The organism is Dokdonella immobilis, assembly GCF_900115085.1.
GTDB classification, from domain to species: Bacteria; Pseudomonadota; Gammaproteobacteria; order Xanthomonadales; family Rhodanobacteraceae; genus Dokdonella; species Dokdonella immobilis.
This window is the reverse complement of record NZ_FOVF01000044.1, coordinates 1-21,872: the sequence shown is the minus strand read 5'-3', so window position 1 is coordinate 21,872 and position 21,872 is coordinate 1. Positions and strand designations below refer to the sequence as shown.

Here is a 21,872-nt window from a genome sequence, read left to right as displayed (position 1 = left end):
GCGACGCTCGGCCAGGTAGGGTGTTGCCATCGTGCAGCGCCGTTGCGTCCCGGACGTCGCATCTCCCACCCTAGGGAGGGTCTGAACAAATGGCGCAATCGTCATGGCGTTCAGAAGGCTCGCCACAGGTGCTGCGTGGCGACGTGAAGGCTGGTTGCCTTGACGAGCCGCGCGGTGCCTGTGGCGGGCCTTCTGGACGCCACCCTTTTCCATTGAATCAATCGCTTGGGCGACGCCTGCCTGCGCGCAGCTCTTTGTTGCGCCGCCTTGAAAGACGGCCAGTCTGTCTGCGTCGGCGCGCCGCGATCTGCACGCAGGCAGGCGTCGTGACGGTTGCGCCACTTGTTCAGACCCTCCCTAGATGAGGCCGATGGCGTCGATGGGCCGGCGCGGCGCGCAGCCGACCCACCACGGCCCACATCATTGCTGTTTCAGTGCTGCTCGAAATCGCCGACGAACAGGGCATCGCCGCGCACCTCGTAGGCGCCAATGTCGGTCGCACCGTTGCGGTTGTCCGGATCGCTCCAGCCACGCGTGAATCCGTTGCCGCGCTGGTCGGTGTCCAGATTACCCGGGTTGCTGCCCATGTCGATGACCGGACTCGTCTTCGCCAGCGGATGTACCGGGGTCAGGCCACCCTGCGCGAAGGACAGCGGCTGAAGCTGGGCCTCGACCTCGAGGTTGCCGCTGCCGAAGGCGGTGATGATGCCGGCCGCGGGCAGGGCCGGGAACGCCGAATGGTCGACCGCCAGGGTACTGCCGGGGCTGCCGCCGGACAGGCGGGCCAGATCCTTCGGCAACTGCGTGTTGCCATGCGTGTTGCCGACGAACAGCGTGCTCTGCACGGTCACCCGCGTGCTGTTGCCGTTGGCGACCCAGAGCGCGCCGCCGCCATTCGCGTCGGGGGCCAGGTTCGGCGCGGTCTGGTTGTAGGCGATCGTCGAATTGCGCACGGTCAGGTTGCCCTGGGCCACGGCTACCGCACTGCCTCGACCGGCCTGGTTCAAGGCCACGTTGCCCGAGAAGGTCGTGTTTTCGATGATGTTCTCGGCGGACCCCGGGTCGGTGACGCCGGCAAAATCGAGTCCTGCGCCCTCCGGCTGGCTGGTCAGGGTATTGCCGACGAAGGCACTGCGCGAGATCTTCAGGCTCGACATCGTGCCGGCCTGCATGCCGGCGCCGCTCAGGCTGGCCTGGTTGTCCTGGATCAGGGTGTCGGTGATTACCGCGTTGACGCCCGGTGAGGTCATTGCCACGCCGCCGCCGCTGAGCTCGGCAACGTTGCCGCCGATCCAGCAGCGGTTGAGACGAACCGTGCCACGGTTGAAGTAGAGACCGCCGCCGGACGGCTGGAAGCCATTGCGCACCCTGTTGTCGAGCACGGTCGCATCGCTGATCGTCAGATCAGCGCCCGAGACGTAGACGGCACCGCCGTTGCGCGCGGCCTCATTGCCGACGAAGGCCATGTTGCCGAGCGTGATCACGGGGCGCACGGACGAGAACGCCGGCGTCTCGTAGTAGAGACCGCCGCCGTTGTCGTTGCCGGACAGATTGGCCAGTCCACCGGTCACGGACAGGCCGCTCAGTGACCAGCTGCGTGCCTCTCCGGTCGGGTTGTCGAAGCGGAACACACGACTCGTGCCGCGCCCGTCGAGGGTGATCCGGTCGGCCCCGGGACCATTGATGACGACGTTCTGCGTGATCACCAGTTCGCCCGTGAGCAGGCCGATCGTCCCGGCCAGGCCGTTCTGGAAGACGATGGTGTCCGGAGCGGTCGTCGCATTGGCCTGGGCGATCGCGGCACGCAGACTGCCGGTGCCCGAATCGGCCAGCGTGGTCACGGTGAACGTGGCGGCGGCGGCGAGCGAGCTGGCACTGCACAGGGCCACACCGAACAGTGGGCGGAACATCTTCATGGCGTTCTCCTTCATGGTTGCGGTCGCTCGAGTCGAATCGCCCTGGGCGACTTCGCGAGTTGCCTTCCATGACGGAATGCGATCGCCATTCCTATCAGTTCAGTCGCGGCACCATCGCTCGCCGGCGCAAGGGGGTCGCCTTGCCGTCGGGCGCCGCGACAGGTGGCGCGAGCCGCTACAATCGCCCGGTCCACCGTCCTCGAGGATTCGCGATGCCCTGGCGTCCACTGCTTTGCATCCTTCTGGCAAGCGCCAGCATGGCCACTGCGGCCACGGTTGATTCATCGACCTTCGAGCACCTTGACTGGCGACTGGTCGGCCCGTTTCGTGGCGGACGCGTGCTTGCGGTCAGTGGCGTGCCGGGCCAACCGAATCACTTTTATTTCGGCGCGGTGAACGGCGGCGTCTGGGAGTCGATCGATGCCGGCCGCACCTGGAACCCGATCTTCGATGAGCAGCCGATCGGCTCGATCGGCGCCCTCGCGATCGCTCCGTCCGATCCGAACGTGATCTACGTGGGCAGCGGCGAGGCCGACATGCGCTCGGACATCTCCCAGGGCGATGGCATGTACCTTTCACGTGATGCCGGGAAGTCCTGGAAACACATCGGCCTCGGTGATTCGCAGCAGATCGGCCGCATCCTCGTCGACCCGAGCGACCCCGATCTCGCCTATGTCGCCGCGCTCGGCCATCCGTATGGGCCGAATGCGGAGCGTGGCGTGTTCCGCACCCGCGACGGCGGCGCGCACTGGCAGCGGATCCTCGGCAATGACGACGCCACCGGCGCGATCGACCTGGCCTTCGAACCGGGCAATCCGAAGGTCATCTACGCGGCCCTGTGGCAGGCGCGACGTACGCCGTGGAATATCTACCCGCCGGCCAGCGGCCCCGGCTCGGGCCTGTACAAGTCGACCGATGGCGGCGACAGCTGGCAGCCGCTACGCGGCAACGGCTTTCCCGAGGCCCAGGTCGGGCGTATCGGCATCGCGCTTTCCGCCAGCGCACCGAAGCGCGTCTACGCGATCGTCGACGGCGAAGCGGGCGGACTCTATCGCTCCGACGACGCCGGCCAGAACTGGCGCCGCACCAGCAGCGACAACCGGATCTGGGCCCGCGGCTGGTATTTCGGCCGCATCGCGGCCGATCCGAAGAATGCCGACCGGATCTATGCATTGAATACGATCGTGCTGCGTTCCGACGACGGCGGCAGCACCTTCATCCCGCTCAAGGGCGACAACACCGGCGACGATTTCCACGACCTCTGGATCGATCCGAGCGACCCGCAACGCCAGATCCTCGGCGTCGACCAGGGCGCGATCGTCAGCGTCAACGGTGGCGCGACCTGGTCGAGCTGGTACAACCAGCCGACTGCCCAGCTCTACCACATCGTCACCGACGACCGCTTTCCGTATTTCATCTATGGCGCGCAACAGGACTCCGGCGCGATCGCCCTGCCGAATCGCAGCAATTCGCCGAGCGGCATCACGATGATGCAATTCCGCGAGGTCACCGCGGGGGGCGAATCGGGCATGATCGCGCCGGACCCGCGCAACCCCGACATCATCTATGGCGGCCGCGTCGACAAGCTCGACCTGCGCACCGGCCAGACCCGCTCGATCGATCCGACCCTGGCCGAGCCGGACCTCTACCGCAACACCTGGACCCTGCCGCTGGTCTTCGACCGCCGCGACCCGGGCACGCTCTACTACGGCAACCAGAAGATCTGGCGCACCACCGATGGCGGCGAGCGCTGGCAGGCGATCAGCCCGGACCTGACTCGCGAAAATCCGCCGCTGCCGCCCAACCTCGACAAGGTTACGGCCGCCAACAATCTCGGCCTGGGTCCGCGCCGTGGCGTGGTCTACGCGATCGCTTCCTCGCCGTTGCGCGATGGAAGGATCTGGGCCGGCACCGACGATGGCCTGATTTGGCGCAGCGATGACGCCGGCACGCATTGGAACAACGTGACCCCGAAGGCACTGACCGCCTGGTCCAAGGTCGGCATCCTCGAGCCCTCGCATTTCGATGCCGATGTCGCCTACGCGGCGATCGACCGCCATCGACTCGATGACCGCAGGCCCTACATCTACCGCACCCGCGATGCCGGCAGGAGCTGGCAACTGATCGTCAGCGGCATCCGAGAAAGCGATTTCGTCAACGCCGTGCGCGAGGACCCGAAGCGCCAGGGCCTGCTCTACGCGGCGACCGAACTCGGCATGTACGTCTCGTTCGACGATGGCGCGAATTGGCAAAGCCTGCAGCGCAACCTGCCACGCACTTCGGTGCGCGACATCGACGTGCACGGCGACGATCTCGTCATCGGCACGCACGGCCGCGGCATCTGGATCCTCGATGACATCAGCGCGCTGCGCCAGCTCGATCCGGCACAGCCCGTCGCCACGCGCTTGTTCGCGCCGGCCGCCGCGATCCGCTATCGCGTGGCCGATTTCACCGGCACGCCACTGCCCCGGGACGAGCCGATGGCGGCCAATCCGTTCGCCGGTGCGGCGATCGATTTCCGGCTCGCCGAGGATGCGCAAGGCCCCGTGCAATTGGCGATCAGGGACGCCAGAGGTCAACTTGTGCGTGAGTGGTCGAGCGCGAATCCGCCCGAACCGATCGATGTTTCGCAAATCGGCTCGGCTCCCGAATGGGTCCAACCACCGCGCGCACTCGCAAGCGGCGTTGGCATGCACCGCTTCGTCTGGTCGCTGCACTATCCGTCCCTTACCGAGCCGGCCAATGCCTACGCCGATGGCGCCTGGGCGCCACCGGGCCAATACACCGTCGAACTTCGTGTCGATGGCCAGACCTTCACGCAGACGCTGACCGTGGCCCCCGACCCGCGCGTCGACCTTGCCCCGGCCGGCTATGCCGCTGCCTTCACGCTGGCGCGCAAGGTCGAGGCGCTGCAGGCGCGCATCGGTGAGGCGCGGCAGGAAGCGACCGCCTTGCGCAAGGCGCTGGCCGAAAAGCAGGCCGCGGCAACCGATGCCAGCACGCGCAGGAAACTGGCCAAACTGGAAACCGACCTCAATGAAATCAGCGGCAGCACGCCGGCACCGAATCCGATCAACGCCTGGGCATTCCCGCCGAAGACCACGCGCAGCCTGACCTACCTCGATCGCGCCCTCGGCCAACTGTTCGGCTCGATCGAGAGCGCCGACGCGGCGCCGTCACCGGACGCCACAGCAGGCGCCGAACGCCTCGCCGATCTGGTCGAGATCACGCTGCGCGACTGGGCCCTGTTCCGGCAAGCCAATCCGGTCCAATAAGGCGAACCGTTCGCGGATGCGAAGCGCACAGCTGGACTGGCGTGTGCGCGGCTCCGGGCTGTAATGCGGCGAAGCCGTTGGGGTTCGCTGGCGCTCACCGCCAACCTACGACGATGCGGAATCGCCGGTGGCGCCATCGGAACCCGCGCCGTCCTTCGAGTCGACCCGCCGAAGTCGTCGCATCAAACCGCAAGCCTGGAGATTGGTGGTGAGTGCCAGCGAACCCCGACGATTCGGTCTACGGAGCGAATTGACCCGGCACCCGCTGCAATCGCGGGATCGGGGCTGCTCGCTCTACTCGAAGCCGTCGGCAAAGATACGGTCGAGCTGGTCGGCGCGGCACTGGGCACCGCCCGATTCGACGACGATGTTGTCGAGGGCCCAGCCACTGCGCGTCTGGCTGAAATCGCTGCTCAGGCGAAAGCGCAGTCGCAGGTCGGCCACGTTGTCGGTCGAGGCTGGCAACGCGATGCGGTTGCTCTGCCAGGTACTGCGACCCGAGCACTGGTACAGCAGAGTCCAGTTGCTGCCGCCATTGACCGAAATTTCGACATTGCCAAAGTCGTAGCCCGACTCGGTGTCGCAGCGATCATCGAAGCGCAACGTGCTGCCCGAATAGCCGCTCAGGTCGAGCGTGCGCGAGAGGCTGGCATTGAGGTTGTCGGGGTACGAGGTCATGCCCCAGACATAGGTTGAATTGCCGGCCACGTTGTTGATTCGTGCCCAAGGTGTCTGCGCGGTCCAGCCGCTGTTGCCGGCCTCGACGTCGTCGTCGAGGATGCTGCAGGCGCTGAACAGGGCAATATCACGGGTCTGCGTCGCGCCCGCCGTCAGGTCGACGCCGCTGATGTCCTCGGCCAGATAGCCGTCCGGCGCATCGACATGGATATTGACCAAGCCTGCGTGCATGGGGCGCAGATAGCCGCCATCGATGGCACTGCTGCTCGCGGTGCGGCTCTCACCGCTGACCGGATTGGTCACGTGCAGCGTGGCGGCCAGCGGCGCACCGTCCGCGAGCGCGCTGATCGTGCCAGCCAGGCTGGCGATCTCGCTCGGTTGGGCAACTTCGACGAAAACCGCGTTTGGACTGCCGGCCTGGGCCGAGGCATCGGTGCCCTGCACGAACAGCAGGTGCATGCCGCTGCCCAGCCCTGTGGTCGAAATGCTCGCGCTGGCATTTTCGGTCGGGCTGTTGAAGGCGCCATCGTCCGCCGTCAGCGCACCCACCGCCAGCGCGCCTTCCCAGGGCAGGCCATCCATGTAGGCGGCGGCCGAGGCGATGTTGTGCACGGACTCGGTGGAATTTTCCTGGTTGAAGCGACTGTCGTCGATGCGTGCATTGACCGTCACCGCGGTGCCTGCGGCGACCAGGTCGGGGCTGGCCGACATGCTCGTGATATCGGGACCACCAGGCAGAAGGTAGGGTGCGTGCAGGCTGCGCGCGGCGTAGCGCAGCGCCATCAGGTTGTCGGGAATGGTCTTGTTGAGCAGTGGCGCGCACGGCTCGAAAAACGACTGGTCGAGTTCGAAGGTGAAGGCCGGCACGCCGAGCGAGCCATAGAAGTTGTCGTCGGTCGCGCCGTCGGTCGGATAGAGGGTGTCGGACTGCTCGGGCGAATACTGGTTGAACCAGGCCAGGCGCTTGCCGAAGGTGCGCAGGGCGGGACCGTTGGGCGCGGCGTTCGGTGTATCGCCCCAGGGCCAGAGGACCAGTGCGGCGTAGCTGTGCATGTCGAGGAACATGCCCGGATAGCTCGTCGGCGCTGCAGCGCCGCCGTCTCCGGACACATTGGCCGGATGCAGGGGCCCGGCACGCAGATCCGGCAGGATACCGCCGGTGCAGACACCGTCGTTGCCACAGGTGCCGGCGACATAGGCGACGAGATTGGCGGTCTCGGGTTCGGACAGCGAGACCGGGCCGCGAAAGGTCTCGTTGCAGATCGAACTGCTCGATCCACCGTCACCGGGCACGATGCGCCAGTGGAACGGGAAGTTGCGATTGAGATCGACACCGGAGCTGCTGCCGCAACTGGCGTTGGCCGTATCGGTGTTCTTGCGCCAGGACTGCCCGCCCTCGGCCTTCTTGCGACCGTCCGGATTGGCCTGCAGGATCAGGTGGAAATTCTCGTGGTCGACCAGCCAGGTTGCTTCGGGATCGCTGCCGTAGTTGTCGAGCAGCCATTCGGCGAAGTGCGTGTTGACCTCGGCCGGTGCGTACTCGCGCGCATGGATCGAACTGAACACGACCATGTTCGGCTTGTCCGGTATCGTCGCGTCGGTGGCCGTATTGCCGATGCGCATGACCCGCATCTGGTATCCGGTCGAAGCGTTCTGCGTGCGCTGCCAGGTCGGACCGATGTCGATGACCTGGGCCAGGCTCGGATGGGCCGCGGCCAGCTGGTCCATCGTGGCGTAGGTTTCCTCGACCGTGCGATAGCACGCATAGCCAGGAATGCTGCGGTCGCGATTGAACGCCTCGCTATAAAAAGTGCGCAGGTTGGCGGTGCCGGCGACATCGATCTTGTAGCGGACTCCCATGCCATCGAGCATGGCGAGCTGCGCATCGTCGGCGACCAGGGCGACCGCATGCAGCTTGCGGTCGATCTTGAGGTGCTGGAAATGCGGCGCGAGACGGGCGAGGTCAGCCGGACTCTGCCAGTCCGCGTCGATGGCCCAATCGTCGGCGCGTGCGGTGACACCGGCGGCACAGAGCATGGCAATGGCAATCAGGAATGCACGCATCGAAAGGTCACCCTACCCCCAGCAGGAAGCGCCGGATGGTACCAGCGGCAGCGCGCAATTACTGCCGATCCTTCCCGATCCAGTCCGCATCAGCGCAGATCGCACCCGATAGGCCCCGCGACCGCGGATGAAATGATCGCCGCGGACCAGAGCGGCGTTACCATCGATTCCCTCGACCGCTCCACGGATATGGCCGCCATGCCGCCCGAGATCCGCACCGACGACCTCAGCGCACCAGCCGTGCATGCCTTGCTGCGCGAACACCTCGAGAACATGGCCCTGCATTCACCACCGGAAAGCATCCACGCCCTCGATCTGAAAGCCCTGCGCCAGCCGGGCATCACGTTCTGGACGGCGTGGGACGGGAACGACCTGCTCGGTTGCGGTGCGCTCAAGGAGCTCGATTCCACGCATGGCGAAATCAAGTCGATGCGCACGGCAAGCGCACACCGGCGCAAGGGCGTCGCTGCGACGATGCTCAAGCACCTGCTGACGGTCGCCGGCCAGCGCGGCTATCGCAGACTCAGTCTGGAAACCGGCTCGATGGCCGCGTTCGAACCGGCCCGGGCGATGTATGCCCGCTTCGGATTCATCTTCTGCGGCCCGTTCAACGGCTACGTGGAGGATCCCTACAGCGTGTTCATGACCAGGGCACTCTGATCGGCGCCGTCCCTGCTTGTCGCCGGCCGGGCCTGGCGCACCGGACTAGCAGGGAAGCTAGGGAGGGTCTCATCAAGTAGCAAAGTCGTCATGGCGTTCAGAAGGTCTTCCACATGTACCGCGTGGCGAAGTGAAGGCGGGTTGCCTTGACGAAGCGCGCGGTACATGTGGGGAGCCTTCTGGACGCCACCTTTTCAGCATCCAATCAATCAGTCAGGCGACGCCTGCCTGCGCGCAGATCATTGTTGCGTCGACTTGAAAGACAGCCAGTCTGTCTGCGTCGACGCGTCGCGATCTGCACACAGGCAGGCGTCGTGACGGTTGCGCCACTTGTTCAGAGCCTCCCTAGTCGAAGCCGTTGGCGAAGATCAGGTCGATGGCCTGCAGGGCGAGGCATCCCGGATTGCTGCCGGCCTGCGACTGAACGTGCGCGAACATGCGCGACGGCACGCGCCCGGGCAGGACACCGAACGGATGGCCGGCGCCAAGGGTCAGTGCCACGTTGCTGAATCCGCCGGCACGCAGCTGGCAATAGCTCATGATGGTTCCGCTGCCCTGCCCCTGCGGCCCCGGCAGGCTTGGCGTCCCGGCGTAGCAGCCCGATTCACTCGCATAGCACTGGTCAACCGGGTCGGGGCTGCCGCCGATGCCGCCGTAGCAGTGAGTATGAGGAGAGTTGAAATTGTGCCCTATTTCATGGGCCACTCCGGCCACGTCCCAGACCACGCTCGGGCTGCCCGGATTGAAACTGCCCGAGATGCCCTCGGTAACGCCGTATCCGCCACCGAAGCTGCCGCTTGCCGCGAGACTCGAGCAGCTTGCGCCGACCGCGGATTGCGAGGTCGTGAATGCACCCCGACAGAGCACTCCGATCCAGGCGATTCCCGCGGTCGTGGTCTTGCCGCTGAGGAAGTGCATGGTGGTTCGCGATGTCGATGTCTGGTTTGCGTTCCAGTAGTTTCCCGATTCCAGCAACAGGCATTCGGGTGTGCTCTCGACGTAGGGATCGGGCGATGTCCACAGACGCAGGAACGAGACCTGCATGTTGGTCTGCACCTGGGCATCGTATATGGTCGAAGTGAAGCCGATGAGGCCACCGACGTAGCTCGTGGCATTGGTCGTGTTGCCAGAAAAGCGCCCCAGGAATTCGGTATCGGTCTCGATGGCAATGCGTGCCGTATATGCAGCGGACGCCGCAGCAGGATCGGGTTCGGCAGGCATCACGTGTCCAAGCATGCCCGTCGCGTCCATGGACATTCCACTCGCGGAATGATCGTTGGCGCAACGGAAGTCGCGTGCAGGCACCGCTCCCATGTCGATCCGGTCCAGGGTCAGTTGGCCATCGGGCGCAAACCGTAGCTGGCTGAATTCCGTGCCGCTGCGGACCAGGCCGAAAATGTTGCCCGCGTCGGCAACGGCGAGTACGCCTGCCAGGCCCGGAGCGTTCGCTGCCGCAACGCGGTAGAACCGCGTGTCGGGAAGCTCGGACAGGTGTGCATGGCCATCCTGGTCGACGATGATCAATTCGGCATCATCGGTGAATACCTTCAGCGGTGTGAAGCTCAGCGCGACCGTCTCCAGGCCGCTGGCTCGCGCCGGCAGGAGGATGGCCCGCGCGGATGCGCTCGCGTGACCAAGCAGTTGGGCCCTTGGAGCGACAGGGGACGCGCACAACCCGGTCGTGCTGAGGAAGACCAGAAGAATGCTGAGGGCCGGACCGGGGAACGTACGCATCGGATTGACTCGTCGCTTCTGCCTTGTGCAGTCTAACTCCGCCGTCCCTGAATGCCGAAATCCGTGCCCCGCCCGCTTGAACCAGTCGCACCGCCTCGTCGGCCGCGTTGCGACGATCAGGCATGCGATTCAGCCGCGTGGTCGCTCCAGCAGCACCAGTCCAATGCCACCGAGTATCGCCATCGAAGCGACGATCAGGCGCCAGCTGGCCGACTCGCCGAGCAACACGATGCCGCCGGCCGCGGCAATCACCGGCACACTGAGTTGCACGGTGGCGGCCTGGGTCGCCTTAAGCGCCGGCAGTGCGGCATACCAGATCGCGTAGCCGATCCCCGAGGTCAGTGCGCCGGATACCAGTGCGTAGAGGGCTCCGGGCAGGTCCACGCTCGCGTGGCGCAGGGTCAGCGCGCTCACGACCAGGGCCAGCGGGAGGGCAAACAGGAAATTTCCGGCGGTTACTCCGATCGGGTCAGCGGCACCCCGGCCCAGCAACGAGTAGATGCCCCACGCGACCCCGGCGCCGAGCATCAGTAAGGCGCCCGTCAGTGGCGGCGCGCCGATGCCGGGCACCAGGAGCACCAGTAGACCGGCGATGGCAACGATCAGCCCGCAGGTCTGCAGGGCGCTCAGGCGTTCGCCGACGAACAGGCCGCGACCGATCATGGTCGCCTGCACTGCACCGAACAGGAGCAGGGCGCCGGTCGCGGCGGGCAAGCTGACGTAGGCCCAGGAAAACCCCGCCGCGTAGCCAAACAGGGCCAGCGCCGGAATCCATTGGCCCCGCCCCCCTTGGCCGCGCCGGCGCAGCCGCACGATCAGGGCCAGTGCCAATGCCCCGGAAAACAGGCGCAGGGTCGTAAAGCTGGCCGGATCGATTACCGTGTCGCGCAGTGCGACCCGGCACAGCAAGGAATTGCCTGCAAAAGCCAGCAGGGCCAGGGTGGTCGGAAACAGTGCGCGCGAAGCAGCAGGTTTGCCCATCGAGGGCATCCTAACCGACCACGCCGTGCTGCGGTCGGCGACCCATGAAGGAGCCGGTCTGCAAGCTCGACGCGGGCCGGATCCAGGCCCGCCCGGATGGCCTGGATCGGGAAGGCGCCGATCAACGGAACGTCTCGATGATCACGCCCTCGTTGTTGATCGACTGAACGGTGTTGCCGACATTGCAGAACCGGGTGAATACGTTTCCGGCCGACGACACCTTGATCGGCCAGATCAGGATATTCGTGCCGACCACGGCGCTTGCCTGCATGTTGAATACGGCGATGTCGCCAATCTGGGCACCGGGAACGCCCACATTGGTGTCGTAGCACTGCCCGCCATTGAGCACGAGACCGATGTTTCCGTTTGCACGACCTCCCGCAATCTTGCTTAGGGTCACCGCACCGTTGGCGATTTTTGCCGTAGTGACGGCATTCGACGCGAGCTCGTCTGCGGTGACAGCGCCCGTTGCTATGGCGCTGGTCGTGACCGCCGACGAGCCAATCTTGCTGCTCGTGACCGCGCCGCTCGCAATCTTCGAGTTGGTCACGGCGGACGAGGCTATCGACGGATTGGGATAGCTGCCAGCCAGGTCGCCTCCCGCCGCGCCATTGATCGAACCGCTCAATGAGAATTGCGCCACGGGCGTCGTCGATACGGCCTGACGCGGCAGCATCGGCGTGCCGTTGACGGAAACCTCCAGCCACAGCTGGGTGCCGTTGAACGCGCCGGGAAAGGCCAGCGACTGGGTGAACACGCCGTCGACGACCGGAAAGGACGACGCCGAAACCGTCGCTCCGACCTGGGAACCGCCGCTCGCGGCGTTGAACAGCGTGAAGGAGAAATTGTAGGCGCCGTTGGCCGGCGCGCCGTTCTGGCGCAGGAAGCCCTGATAGGTGAAGTCCGGCAACTGCGGTGCCGCTTCGAGCTCGCCTGCCATCGGCAGCAGCACGCTCAAGGCCAATACCCATGCGCGCAAGAGATGCCTCCGGGGATCCCGGAGAGCGCGAAGTCCGTGCTGATCGACCGTGTCCATCAAAGGCACTCCTCGAAACCGTTGTTGAAAAGGGAGTCGCTGCGGAGAGCGTCGCGCAGGGCCCAGTAGCCGCTGCTCAGCTCGAAATTCCCGCCCGAGGACGATCCGGCGACACTCTGGCCAAGGGTTCCATCCAGCTTCAGGCACGCACCTGGGGTCTGGCTGAATCCACCCCCGCCGGCGATCACGTAAGTGGACAGGCTCGGGCCGGACCCGGCGTGGGCGGCGGCAACTCCGCCCGCAATGACGAGCGCAAGCACTTGCCTTGAAATGCCGGGCCAACGGCGGGACGTTGCCGATTCAGGCGCGACATCGCGCATTCCCATGGGCATCGCACAGACTCCGGCCGGCCGGTATCGCCGCCTTCCAGCAGAGGAATGCCGCCCAGGCCCGAAAGCGAACGATCGACCCGGACCGATTTGGCACGCGCACCCGCATGCGGCCATCCGGGTCGGCGGCTGACCGCATCATCGCGGCGGAATCCGAGGTCGAGACGGATTCGGCGGCGCGTGCGCGGGCCGGGGCTATGGTGGCGGTTAGTCGAGGAACTCGCGGCGCAGGTCGATCGTGCTGCGCTTGCCGAGGGCCGCGTGGTTGTCCTGCAGCCACTGGGTGGCGCTGGCCCGGCCGAGGTCGCGCAGGCCGGTGAGGAACTGCATGTCGGTGCTGATCTTGGTCGCCGCGGCCAGCGTCCCCATGAAGGCATCGGCGCGGATCAGGTGGACGAGGACGTGGCGCATGCGCCGCGCATACTCCGGTTTGAGCCAGCCTTCGGTGAGCTGGCGACTGACGAACTCGACCGCGCGCATCTCGCGCATCAGCGACGAGTTGAAGCTGATTTCGTTGACCCGGTCCTCGATCGCGGCCGGCGTCGTCGGCACTTCGTCGCGGTGCATCTGGTTGACCATGATCACCACCACGTCGCGCGTGCCGGTCTCGTAGAACAGCGGATACAGCACCGGGTTACCCATGTAGCCGCCGTCCCAGTAGTGCTCGCCATCGATCTCGACGGCCTGGAACAGGTGCGGCAGGCAGGCCGACGCCATCACCGCATCGACCGACATCGACGTATTGTCGAAGACGCGCACCTTGCCGCTGCGCACGTTGGTCGCGCAGAGGAACAGTTTGACCTCGCCGCAGTGGTGCAGGGCCTCGAAATCGACGCAGGCCGCGAGCAGATCGCGCAGCGGATTCACGTTCATCGGATTGAACTGGTAGGGCGAGAACGTGCGCGTGAACGATTCCATCGCCCACTGCTGGGTGGCCAGCAGCGGATCGCTGCCGGCATGCGTGAGCGGATTCGAGCCGAGCATGGCAGCGACCGGATTGAGCATCGCACCGAGCTGGCCGACGCGTTCCCAGAAGTTGGCCAGGCTGGCCCGTGCACCGTCGTGCCCGCCGTGCATCAGGCCATGCGCGACCAGCACCGCATTCATCGCCCCGGCGCTGGTGCCGCAGATGCCGTCGAAGCTGACACGACCGTCCTCGAGCAGGCGATCGAGGACGCCCCAGGTAAAGGCCCCATGGGAGCCGCCACCCTGCAGGGCAAGGTTGATCGGCTTGATGGCATCGGTTGCCGGCGGCTTCTTCGAGGGATTCGCGCGCTTGCGTGTTGCAGCCATGGTCTACCCTGCCAGGATTGCGACGGCACTCGCTGGGTCTTCGCGAGCAGCCCGGTTCCCGCACGATACGACAATGCGCGAGGCAGCGGCGAGTGGTCCGACGCTGCCCCCGCTGATGGATCCTCCCGGCAGCAGCGCTGTGCGCCGCCGCCCGATCAGGCCAGCGCCTTGCGGCCGTGATGACGCTTGAGCATGCCGCGCCACGGCGCCCCTTGCTCTTCCACCCTGCAATGACGGGGCCAGAGCACGACAAGCAGAACGCTGAAAGCGGGCAGCAGGATGCCGTGCAGGGCGATCGTGGCGGCCGGATCCGTGGTCGGGTTGAGCAGGGCATGACCCTGGGCTCCGGCATAGGCCGAGGCGACCAGGAGCAGTTCGAACGGTCGCGGATTCCGGCAGGCGGCGCCGACGGCAATGCCCGCCACGGCAATCGAGGCTGCGGTCATGTTCAGGGCCAGCAGGATCAGCGGATCGCCCAGGCTCAATCTGAGCAGCGCCGGCAAGACCGACAGCACGGCCAGACCAAGGGCCACGCCGACCCGCACGAATAGCATGCGGCGCTGCACATGGGCTGCCGAGAACAGCAGCGCCGCCGTGCCGGATTCGCGTTCGCGCAGGATCGTGCGGGCGAAGACATCGGTGCTGATCAGCCAGGCCAGGATGCAGGCGATGCCCAGCGCTTGCATCGAACCGAACAACTGGACAAGGCCGAGAACCACCAGGGCCAGCCACCAAAGCCTGCGGCGCGGACGCAGTAGCAGTTTCAGTTCCGCCGCAAACAGGAGCCCGGAAGGATGGCTTTCGAGCGGGCGCAGCAGCCGATCGAGCAAACGCAGGCGCAGGCCTGGCGCATTGGCTGCGCGGGTGGCCACCGCGCTCGTGCGTGCTGCGGCGCGATCCAGAGCCGGTGCCATTGCGCAGATCGCGACCAGAGCAGCGCCGACCCAGAGCAGGCGCCCGCCGATATCGAGCCAGCGCGGCGCCCATCGCGTCCATTCGAAGATGGCCGGTTCGCCCTTGAACATGACGCCCCCGATGGACAGTCCGTCGAATGTCATGTGCGGATAGGCCAGCGAGAGTTGCGACTTGAGATCGCGCCAGGCCATGGCGATCCCGTTCGGATCGCTGAGCCAGGTGTCGCTGACCGGTCGATTCTCCCCGGTACTCGAGAATGCCAGCAGCGCGATCCAGACGACGAAATACAGAACGTTGCCGGCACTGCGGCGCAACCATGGAATCATGTCGAACAGCACCGCGAACAGCGCGGTGATCGAAAGAGCGGGCAGACTGAGCCAGATCGCCGGTCGAACCAGTTCGATCAGGTCCAGCGTGCTGTCCTCGGCACGCCAGAGCTGGGCGAGCAGACCGACTGCGAGGCCGATTGCCATGACCAGGCAGAACACGAGCATGTGGCTGGTCCATTTGGCCAGCAGGAACCCGGCCCGGGTCATCGGCGTGGCGACCAGCAATTGCCAGACCCGGGTTTCGAAATCTCGAACCAGGGTGCCACGCACGAGGTAGAAGCCGAGCAAGGACATCAGGGTGGAATAGAGCAGGCCCAGGGTCATGCCGATCCACGCGCTGGAATATTGACCGCGCACCCCGGAGCCGATCGAGACCGTCATGTAGTGCGCTTCGAGCGGCGGAAAGCACCACCACGACGCCCAGCTCAGCGCGACCAGGACCACCCAGAAGCGGGTCGACCGGGTACGTTCGCGCAGGTCGGCGACGAGGATCGCACCGAATCGATTGGCGGCACCCATCTCAGTGCCCGGCCCGGCTGGCCAGCAGCCACAGGTAGGCGTCCTCGAGATCCGGGCTTGCCGGCGTCGCATCGGCGGCCGGTGCGCGGGCCGAAATCACGCGCAACAGCACGCCGCCAGGTACGCGCGAGGACTGGCTGATCGTGTGCGCTGCGCGGGCGCCGGCAACTTCCGATTCGGCCACCCGCCATTCCCAGGTGCAATGGCGCGCGCGCGCGATCAGCTCGCCCGGCGTGCCGTCGAACAGCAGGCGTCCCTTGTCCATGACCGCCAGAGCGGTCGCACTGGCCTCGACGTCGGAAACGATATGGGTGGATAGGATGATCATTCGCGCACCGGCCAGATCGGTGATCAGATGGCGGAAGCGCTGGCGTTCCTCGGGATCGAGCCCGACGGTCGGTTCGTCGACGATCAGCAGCTGCGGGTCATTGAGCAGGGCCTGGGCGATGCCGACGCGCTGGCGCATGCCGCCGGAAAAGTCGCCCAGTCGCCGGTCGGCCGTGTCGCCCAGGCCGACCTCGGCCAGGCAGCATTCGACGCGTGCCCTGGCATTGGCGCCGGAAAGGCCCTTAACGGCGGCCAGGTAGGCGAGGAATTCACGTGCCGTCAGCGCCGGATAGACGCCGAAATCCTGCGGAAGGTAGCCGAGCGAGGCACGCAGTGCATTCGGCTTGCGCGCAACGTCGATGCCATTCCAGAGCACGCGCCCCGCGGTCGGTCGCGCCAGGGTCGCGAGGATCCGCATCAAGGTGGACTTTCCCGCCCCATTCGGTCCGAGCAGACCCAGGATCCCCGGGCGCAGGGACAGATCGATTCCTGCGAGGGCCTCGCTCTTGTTCGGATAGCTGAAGCGCACCGCTTCGACGATCAACTCGCAGGCCGGTCGTGTGGCCGAAGGCGCGGGCGCAGCGGCGGCCGGTCGCGCAGGGGCGACGACGCTCATCGAACGCTCGCAGCGCGGATGGGACGAAGCGCATGGCCATAACTGCGCCGATAACCGTTGCCCGGGACTCGGGTGTCGCCGTGGTGGCGCCACGGCAGGCGATCGACGGAGGAATACGACCTGGCCGGTGAGACCAGGGTTGCGCCGAGACGGACGGGAGCGAACTGAGGCGACATTGGCATGACCAGATTCCGTTGTAGTGTGCTGGTAGACTACAACACCATACAACCTGCCGCCCCTGTCATAGGTCATGCCGCCGTCTCGCCGCGGAAATCGCCTATCGGCGTGGGGCCATGCCTGGCTGGCCAGATGCGCTCGTGGTCAGCGTCCGATCAAGGCGAGGCCCGTTCGCAGGCGCAAAAAAACGCCGGGACAAGCCCGGCGTCTTTCTCGTGGGGGAGTCGGGAAAATCAGTTCTTCGGCTTGGTCTTGTTCTTGGCAACGCACTTGCCGTCCTGCAACACATGGCCGCGGCCACAATGCATGGCAGCGGTGGACTTGGTGCTCGACGAAGCGCTGGTTGCCGGGCTGGCCGGATTGGCCCTTGGCGATGCCGGGGTGGCGGCAAAGGTGACCGTGCTGGCCAGGCAGAAAGCGAGTGCAGCGATGGAGGTACGCATGTTCATGGCATTTTCCATAGTGGGTTGTCTTCTTGCAGACCCCGGTGCTTGACCGGTAGCTGCAGATTGCGCCCGCGCTGTTGATCGCGACCTTGCCAACGGATTAAACATTCTTAATGTCGCCGGCCACGGCAAAGGCCAGGCGTACGCGCAGGCCCGGGTTGGCCGATTCGAGCCGCAGATCGGCACCGTGGCGGATCGCGATGGCGCGTACGACGCTGAGTCCGAGTCCCGTACCTGCCGTTCCGCGATGCTGCTCGAGGCGCACGAAGCGGTCGAAGACACGTTCGCGCTGGTCGTCGGCGATACCCGGCCCCTGGTCACTGATGGTCAGTATGGCCTCGTCGCCGACGCGGCCCAGTTCGATCGTGATCTCGCTGCCCTGCCCCGCGTACTTGATCGCGTTGTCGAGCAGGTTCGAGATCATCTGGAATATCAGGTCGCGGTCGCCTTCGATATTGACGGGCATGATTCGCGAGCGAAGTCGCTGCCCCTTCGACTCGGCCAGGGCCTGCCAGAACTCGACCGCATCCTCGAGGAGCGTGTCGAGCGCGACCGTCTCCCTGGGCGGTCCGCTGGTCGCCTCGATCCGGGCCAGGCGCAACAGGCTGTTGAAGGTCGCGACGAGCTGGTCGACCTCGGCGATGGCGGCGTCCAGGCTTCGTTGCGCGGCGCCGCCGGCTGCGCTGGCCTCGACCGCTTCGAGGCGCGCCTTCAGGCGCATCAGCGGCGTGCGCAGGTCATGGGCGATGGCGTCGGTCGAACTCTGGATGCCACCGACCAGTTCCTGGATGCGATCGAGCATCCGGTTGAGGGTACGCCCGAGCCGGGCGAAGCCGTCATTGCCCGGCCGTTCCGGCACGCGCTCGTCGAGATGGCCGGCGGCGACCCGATCCACCGTGTCGAGCGAGGCGGTCAGCGAACGATTGATCGAACGCCGCAACAGCCAGCCGAGCAGTCCGGTCAGCAGGGCCAGAAGGACCAGGCTGACCGCACCGAGCCGCGTGATCAGTTCGCGCAGGCGCTCCTGCTCGCCGGTGGTGCGGCCGCTGACCAGCCAGCCCCCGCCTGGCAACGCCCGCACATAGGCCAGCACGTCGTCGCTCTGCGGTGCATCGCGCGAGGGATAGCGGATCCAGCCACCACGCCTGGGCAGCTTGACGGTCAGCTCATTGCGATGCCCGGCCAGGACCTTGCCGTTGCGCGCGATGACCAGGTAGACCGCCTCGCTGTTGTTCGGCGACCGGCTGCGCTCGGCGATGGTCTGCACGAGGCCGGGGCGCCCATCGGTGCGAAAGACCTCCATCAGGGCCTGGTCTTCGAGGGTGACTGCTTGCTCGATGTCGCGCTCGAGCAGACGATCGAAGGCCCACAGGCTGACCCCGCCGACCAGGGCAAAGGCGAGGAGAAGAACCAGGCCGTAGACGAGGACGAGTCGATGCAGGCTGGAATGGAAGACCAGGCGCAAGGCTTGACCGACCGGCTAGCGCCGCACGCCGAGCAGATAGCCGGAGCCGCGCACGGTGTGCAGCAGGGCAACGTCGCGATCGCGATCGATCTTCTGCCGCAACTTCGAGATGTGCACGTCGATGACATTGGTCTGCGGATCGAAGTGATAGTCCCAGACCGCTTCGAGCAACATGGTCCTGGTGACGACCTGGTCGGCATGGCGCATCAGGTATTCGAGCAGGCGGAACTCGCGCGGCTGCAGCTCGAGCAGTTGCCCGCCGCGGCGCACGCTGCGCTTGAGCAGGTCCATCTCGAGATCGGCCACCCGCAGGCGGGTCACTTCCTCGGCGCTGCCGGATTGCCTGCGCAGCAGCGCGTCGAGCCGGGCCAGCACCTCGATGAAGGCGAACGGCTTGGCCAGATAGTCGTCCGCCCCGCTGCGCAAACCCTCGACACGCTGCTCGACCTCGGCCAGCGACGACAACATCAATACCGGCGTGCGGTTGCCATCGGCGCGCAGGCGACGCACGACCTCGATGCCGTCGATGCCCGGCAGCATGCGATCGAGGACGATCGCGTCGTAGGTTTCCTCGCGAGCGCGATGCAGGCCATCCGTACCGGTGCCGACGGCATCGACGTTGTGGCCGGCCTCACGCAGACCCCTGGCCACGAAGTTGGCGATCACCGGCTCGTCCTCGACCATCAGCACACGCAAGACCGCCGACCTCCAGAGCGCAAGGGTTACCCGCCTGTCGGGCTCCGGTCAGCGGGCGACGGCGTTGTGGTCCTGACCCATACCTCTGCCTGGGCCCGGATCAGGATCTGCGCTCAGACCGCGCCGAACGCGAGCGGTTCCGCAAAACAAGGGAGTTTGGCATCGCCCGTTCCGGCGAGCGCACGCGCCCGGCCTTTGCCTGGCCGAGGGCCGCCGCCAAAATAGGGAGTTCCAGGCTAGCGCTCCAGTCGCTTGCTTGCCAGCGGAAGCGGCTTGCGCTGGACGACCAAATTTCCACTCCCACCGCCGACTCAGTGCACTGGATGGCTGGCCAACCAGGCACGCGCCACCGGGATGGCCTTCATCTGCTCGGGCGACGACTCGTCGGCAAACTTCAGGAAGGATTCCACTGCCGTGCGCATTTCAGGGCCCGGACGCGACTCCAGCAGCCGGATCCGCTGCAGCCAGAGCTCGCCGTCTTCAGGTGCCTCCGCCAGCATGTCGCCGATCATCGCGTTGGCCTCATCAAGACGATTCAAGCGAAACCCGTACAGCCAGGCCAATTGAAGCCTCGCCCATCGGTCATCCGGATCGGCGGCGATGAGCTGCTTCAGCCTTGCTTCGGCAGCGGCGTGCTTGCCCGCCTTGATCAGACTGTTGGCATAGGCGCCAAGCGCATCACGATCGTTTGGACGAATCTGCAGGAGGCGCTCGAGGTCGGACATTGCCCACTCGTCCTCGCCAAGTTTTTTCAGTTCACGGGCGCGGTGCCCCAGGGCGTCGGTGTTGAAGGGTCCAAAGCGCAGCATCTGCGATGTGAACTCAACCGCACGCAGATGGTCGTCGAGCTGAGTGGCGGCACCGCTCGCCAAATCGAAATAGAATCCCACGGGCCCGAAGGTCAAGCCTTTTTCGTATTCCTGCATCTCACCACGATAGTCCTTGTCGAAATGCAGGTAGAGGCCACGATGCGCCAGTGCCATGGCCCGAAGATTGTCGATTCTGGGATTCCTGGCCAGGAAACGGCCGGAATCTTCGGCGAGTTGGTCCATCTGCTCGAACGAGCCGCCCCAGCGCGGTTCAAAGGTATCCATCATGGCTGCCCGAACATAGAAGTTCGCCGGGTCCACGCGATTGGCCGCCTCCATCGCGCGGCTCGCAAGGTCCTCGTCGCTCTCGTACTTGGCGATCCAGATCAGGACCCGGTATGCGGGCGTGATCCGCGGATCGATGGTCAGGGCCTTGTCCAGAAGTTCCCTGGCCCTCTCATTGGCCTGGCTCATACGATCCAGAGCATCCGGATCGGTCTCGTCAATCGTTTTTTCACCGCGCGCTGCAGCGGCCACTGCGTACTCCTGCATGCCACGCGCAACGAGGGCGTGCGCGCTGCCTGGGGACTGATTGATCCACTGTTCGACCAATTCCAGGTTCAACGCATTGGTGCCCGAGAAATTGTTCGAGTACGCCGCCATCCAGGCACCTTCTGGAACCTTGCCGGCGAAGTATCCCTCCAGCAAGGCATCAAGACGACGATCGATCTTTGCCGCCTTGCCGTCTTCGATGGCGTCCTTGAACTCACTCCAGCCAAGGGCCGGAGTGAACTCATCGGCGCAGAATGCAGCGATTTCCTCCCTGGGCCATCGATACCCAACCGGATTCGGATAGGCCAGGCAACGCTCAAGTGGATCCGCAATCGTTTCGGCCTGACGGATCGCCCGCAAAACCTCTTGTTGGACCGAGGTCCGAGCATAGTCCCGGTCAGCTGGGCCCACGACATCCGATGCGACATGATCGAACCAAAGATAGCCTCCGGCACAAACCAGTATCGTACCGAGCAGAACAACGCGTACCAGGGCACTGAACTTCATGATTCACCTCATTCTGCAAGAGTCGTCATGTTCAGATGTGCTGGATGCCATGTCCAGCACCGGCTTCGATTTGCTTGCTGGCCTGAACGAGGGGTTTTGCAGCCGCCAGGCGAAGTGCTTACTGGTAGCCCGCCGCCTGCAACGAGAACAGGTGGGCGTAGTGACCGCCCTGCCGCAAGAGCTGCGCATGGTTACCGTGCTCGATGATGCGGCCGTCCTGGATGACGATGATCTGGTCGGCCATGCGCACGGTCGAGAAGCGGTGCGAGATCAGGATGACGATGCGGTTGGTCGAGAGCGCGCGGAAGTGTTCGAAGACGCCGGACTCGACATGGCGATGGACCGGGAGCGCTTGCGCGGAGGGTTGAGGCGGAATCGACGCCAGCGACGATTCCGCCGCAGGGCCGGATGAACGATCGCAGCGGAGCGGAGCAGTGAAGCCTCGCGCAAGGCCGATCTGTCGCCGACATTGCTCGAGCCCGCCCTGGCAACCAACTGGGGAAATCAGGCGGCGCTGGAGATGCGCTCCAGCGCCGCGACGCGACTGC

General features: G+C 65.6%; 15 protein-coding genes and 1 pseudogene. 2 read left to right on the top strand and 14 right to left on the bottom strand.

The window, feature by feature from the left end:
- Positions 1–431: 431 nt before the first annotated feature.
- Positions 432–1,916: a choice-of-anchor Q domain-containing protein gene (locus BM125_RS18590; protein ID WP_175498197.1), complete on the bottom strand. Its 1,485-nt coding sequence runs from the start codon at positions 1,914–1,916 to the stop codon at positions 432–434.
- A gap of 212 nt (positions 1,917–2,128) precedes the next feature.
- Here BM125_RS18590 and BM125_RS18585 point away from each other — a divergent pair, with 212 nt between their 5' ends.
- On the top strand, positions 2,129–5,191 hold the full coding sequence (locus BM125_RS18585) for a WD40/YVTN/BNR-like repeat-containing protein (protein ID WP_092410794.1): 3,063 nt from the start codon (positions 2,129–2,131) through the stop codon (positions 5,189–5,191).
- 294 nt (positions 5,192–5,485) lie between these two features.
- Here BM125_RS18585 and BM125_RS18580 read toward each other — a convergent pair whose 3' ends face one another.
- Complete coding sequence (locus BM125_RS18580; protein WP_092410788.1) at positions 5,486–7,933, bottom strand: M14 family zinc carboxypeptidase; 2,448 nt, start codon at positions 7,931–7,933, stop codon at positions 5,486–5,488.
- A gap of 198 nt (positions 7,934–8,131) precedes the next feature.
- On the opposite strand from BM125_RS18580, the gene BM125_RS18575 reads away from it, so the two are divergent.
- Positions 8,132–8,593, top strand: a complete 462-nt coding sequence (locus BM125_RS18575) for a GNAT family N-acetyltransferase (RefSeq protein ID WP_092410792.1) — start codon at positions 8,132–8,134, stop codon at positions 8,591–8,593.
- Between the two features lie 345 nt (positions 8,594–8,938).
- Here BM125_RS18575 and BM125_RS18570 read toward each other — a convergent pair whose 3' ends face one another.
- From BM125_RS18570 to BM125_RS20775, 12 genes and pseudogenes are all read right to left on the bottom strand, one after another.
- Positions 8,939–10,327 (bottom strand): M12 family metallo-peptidase, encoded by a 1,389-nt coding sequence (locus BM125_RS18570; RefSeq protein WP_092410786.1) that lies wholly within the window; start codon positions 10,325–10,327, stop codon positions 8,939–8,941.
- 129 nt (positions 10,328–10,456) lie between these two features.
- A complete protein-coding gene (locus tag BM125_RS18565) occupies positions 10,457–11,308 on the bottom strand; it encodes a DMT family transporter (protein WP_175498196.1) in 852 nt (283 codons plus the stop codon).
- Positions 11,309–11,429: 121 nt separating this feature from the next.
- Positions 11,430–12,266 (bottom strand): hypothetical protein, encoded by an 837-nt coding sequence (locus tag BM125_RS18560; RefSeq protein WP_139225107.1) that lies wholly within the window; start codon positions 12,264–12,266, stop codon positions 11,430–11,432.
- Positions 12,267–12,343: 77 nt separating this feature from the next.
- Positions 12,344–12,676 carry a hypothetical protein gene (locus BM125_RS18555; protein ID WP_139225106.1) on the bottom strand — a complete coding sequence of 111 codons (333 nt, stop codon included), beginning with the start codon at positions 12,674–12,676 and terminating at the stop codon, positions 12,344–12,346.
- A gap of 204 nt (positions 12,677–12,880) precedes the next feature.
- Positions 12,881–13,966 carry a patatin-like phospholipase family protein gene (locus tag BM125_RS18550; protein WP_092410778.1) on the bottom strand — a complete coding sequence of 362 codons (1,086 nt, stop codon included), beginning with the start codon at positions 13,964–13,966 and terminating at the stop codon, positions 12,881–12,883.
- Between the two features lie 155 nt (positions 13,967–14,121).
- Positions 14,122–15,729 (bottom strand): hypothetical protein, encoded by a 1,608-nt coding sequence (locus BM125_RS18545; protein WP_092410776.1) that lies wholly within the window; start codon positions 15,727–15,729, stop codon positions 14,122–14,124.
- Position 15,730: 1 nt separating this feature from the next.
- Positions 15,731–16,672, bottom strand: a complete 942-nt coding sequence (locus BM125_RS18540; protein WP_092410774.1) for an ABC transporter ATP-binding protein — start codon at positions 16,670–16,672, stop codon at positions 15,731–15,733.
- A 410-nt stretch (positions 16,673–17,082) separates the two neighbouring features.
- Positions 17,083–17,298, bottom strand: coding sequence for a hypothetical protein (locus tag BM125_RS18535; RefSeq protein WP_139225105.1), 216 nt, complete (start codon positions 17,296–17,298; stop codon positions 17,083–17,085).
- A gap of 97 nt (positions 17,299–17,395) precedes the next feature.
- Positions 17,396–18,760, bottom strand: a complete 1,365-nt coding sequence (locus BM125_RS18530; protein ID WP_092410770.1) for a sensor histidine kinase — start codon at positions 18,758–18,760, stop codon at positions 17,396–17,398.
- Positions 18,761–18,775: 15 nt separating this feature from the next.
- Entirely contained in the window at positions 18,776–19,450 is a 675-nt protein-coding gene (locus tag BM125_RS18525) for a response regulator transcription factor (protein ID WP_342741304.1), read from the bottom strand.
- Between the two features lie 317 nt (positions 19,451–19,767).
- On the bottom strand, positions 19,768–21,324 hold the full coding sequence (locus BM125_RS18520; protein WP_092410766.1) for a tetratricopeptide repeat protein: 1,557 nt from the start codon (positions 21,322–21,324) through the stop codon (positions 19,768–19,770).
- Between the two features lie 118 nt (positions 21,325–21,442).
- Positions 21,443–21,872: pseudogene (locus BM125_RS20775) on the bottom strand (hypothetical protein); the annotation flags it as partial.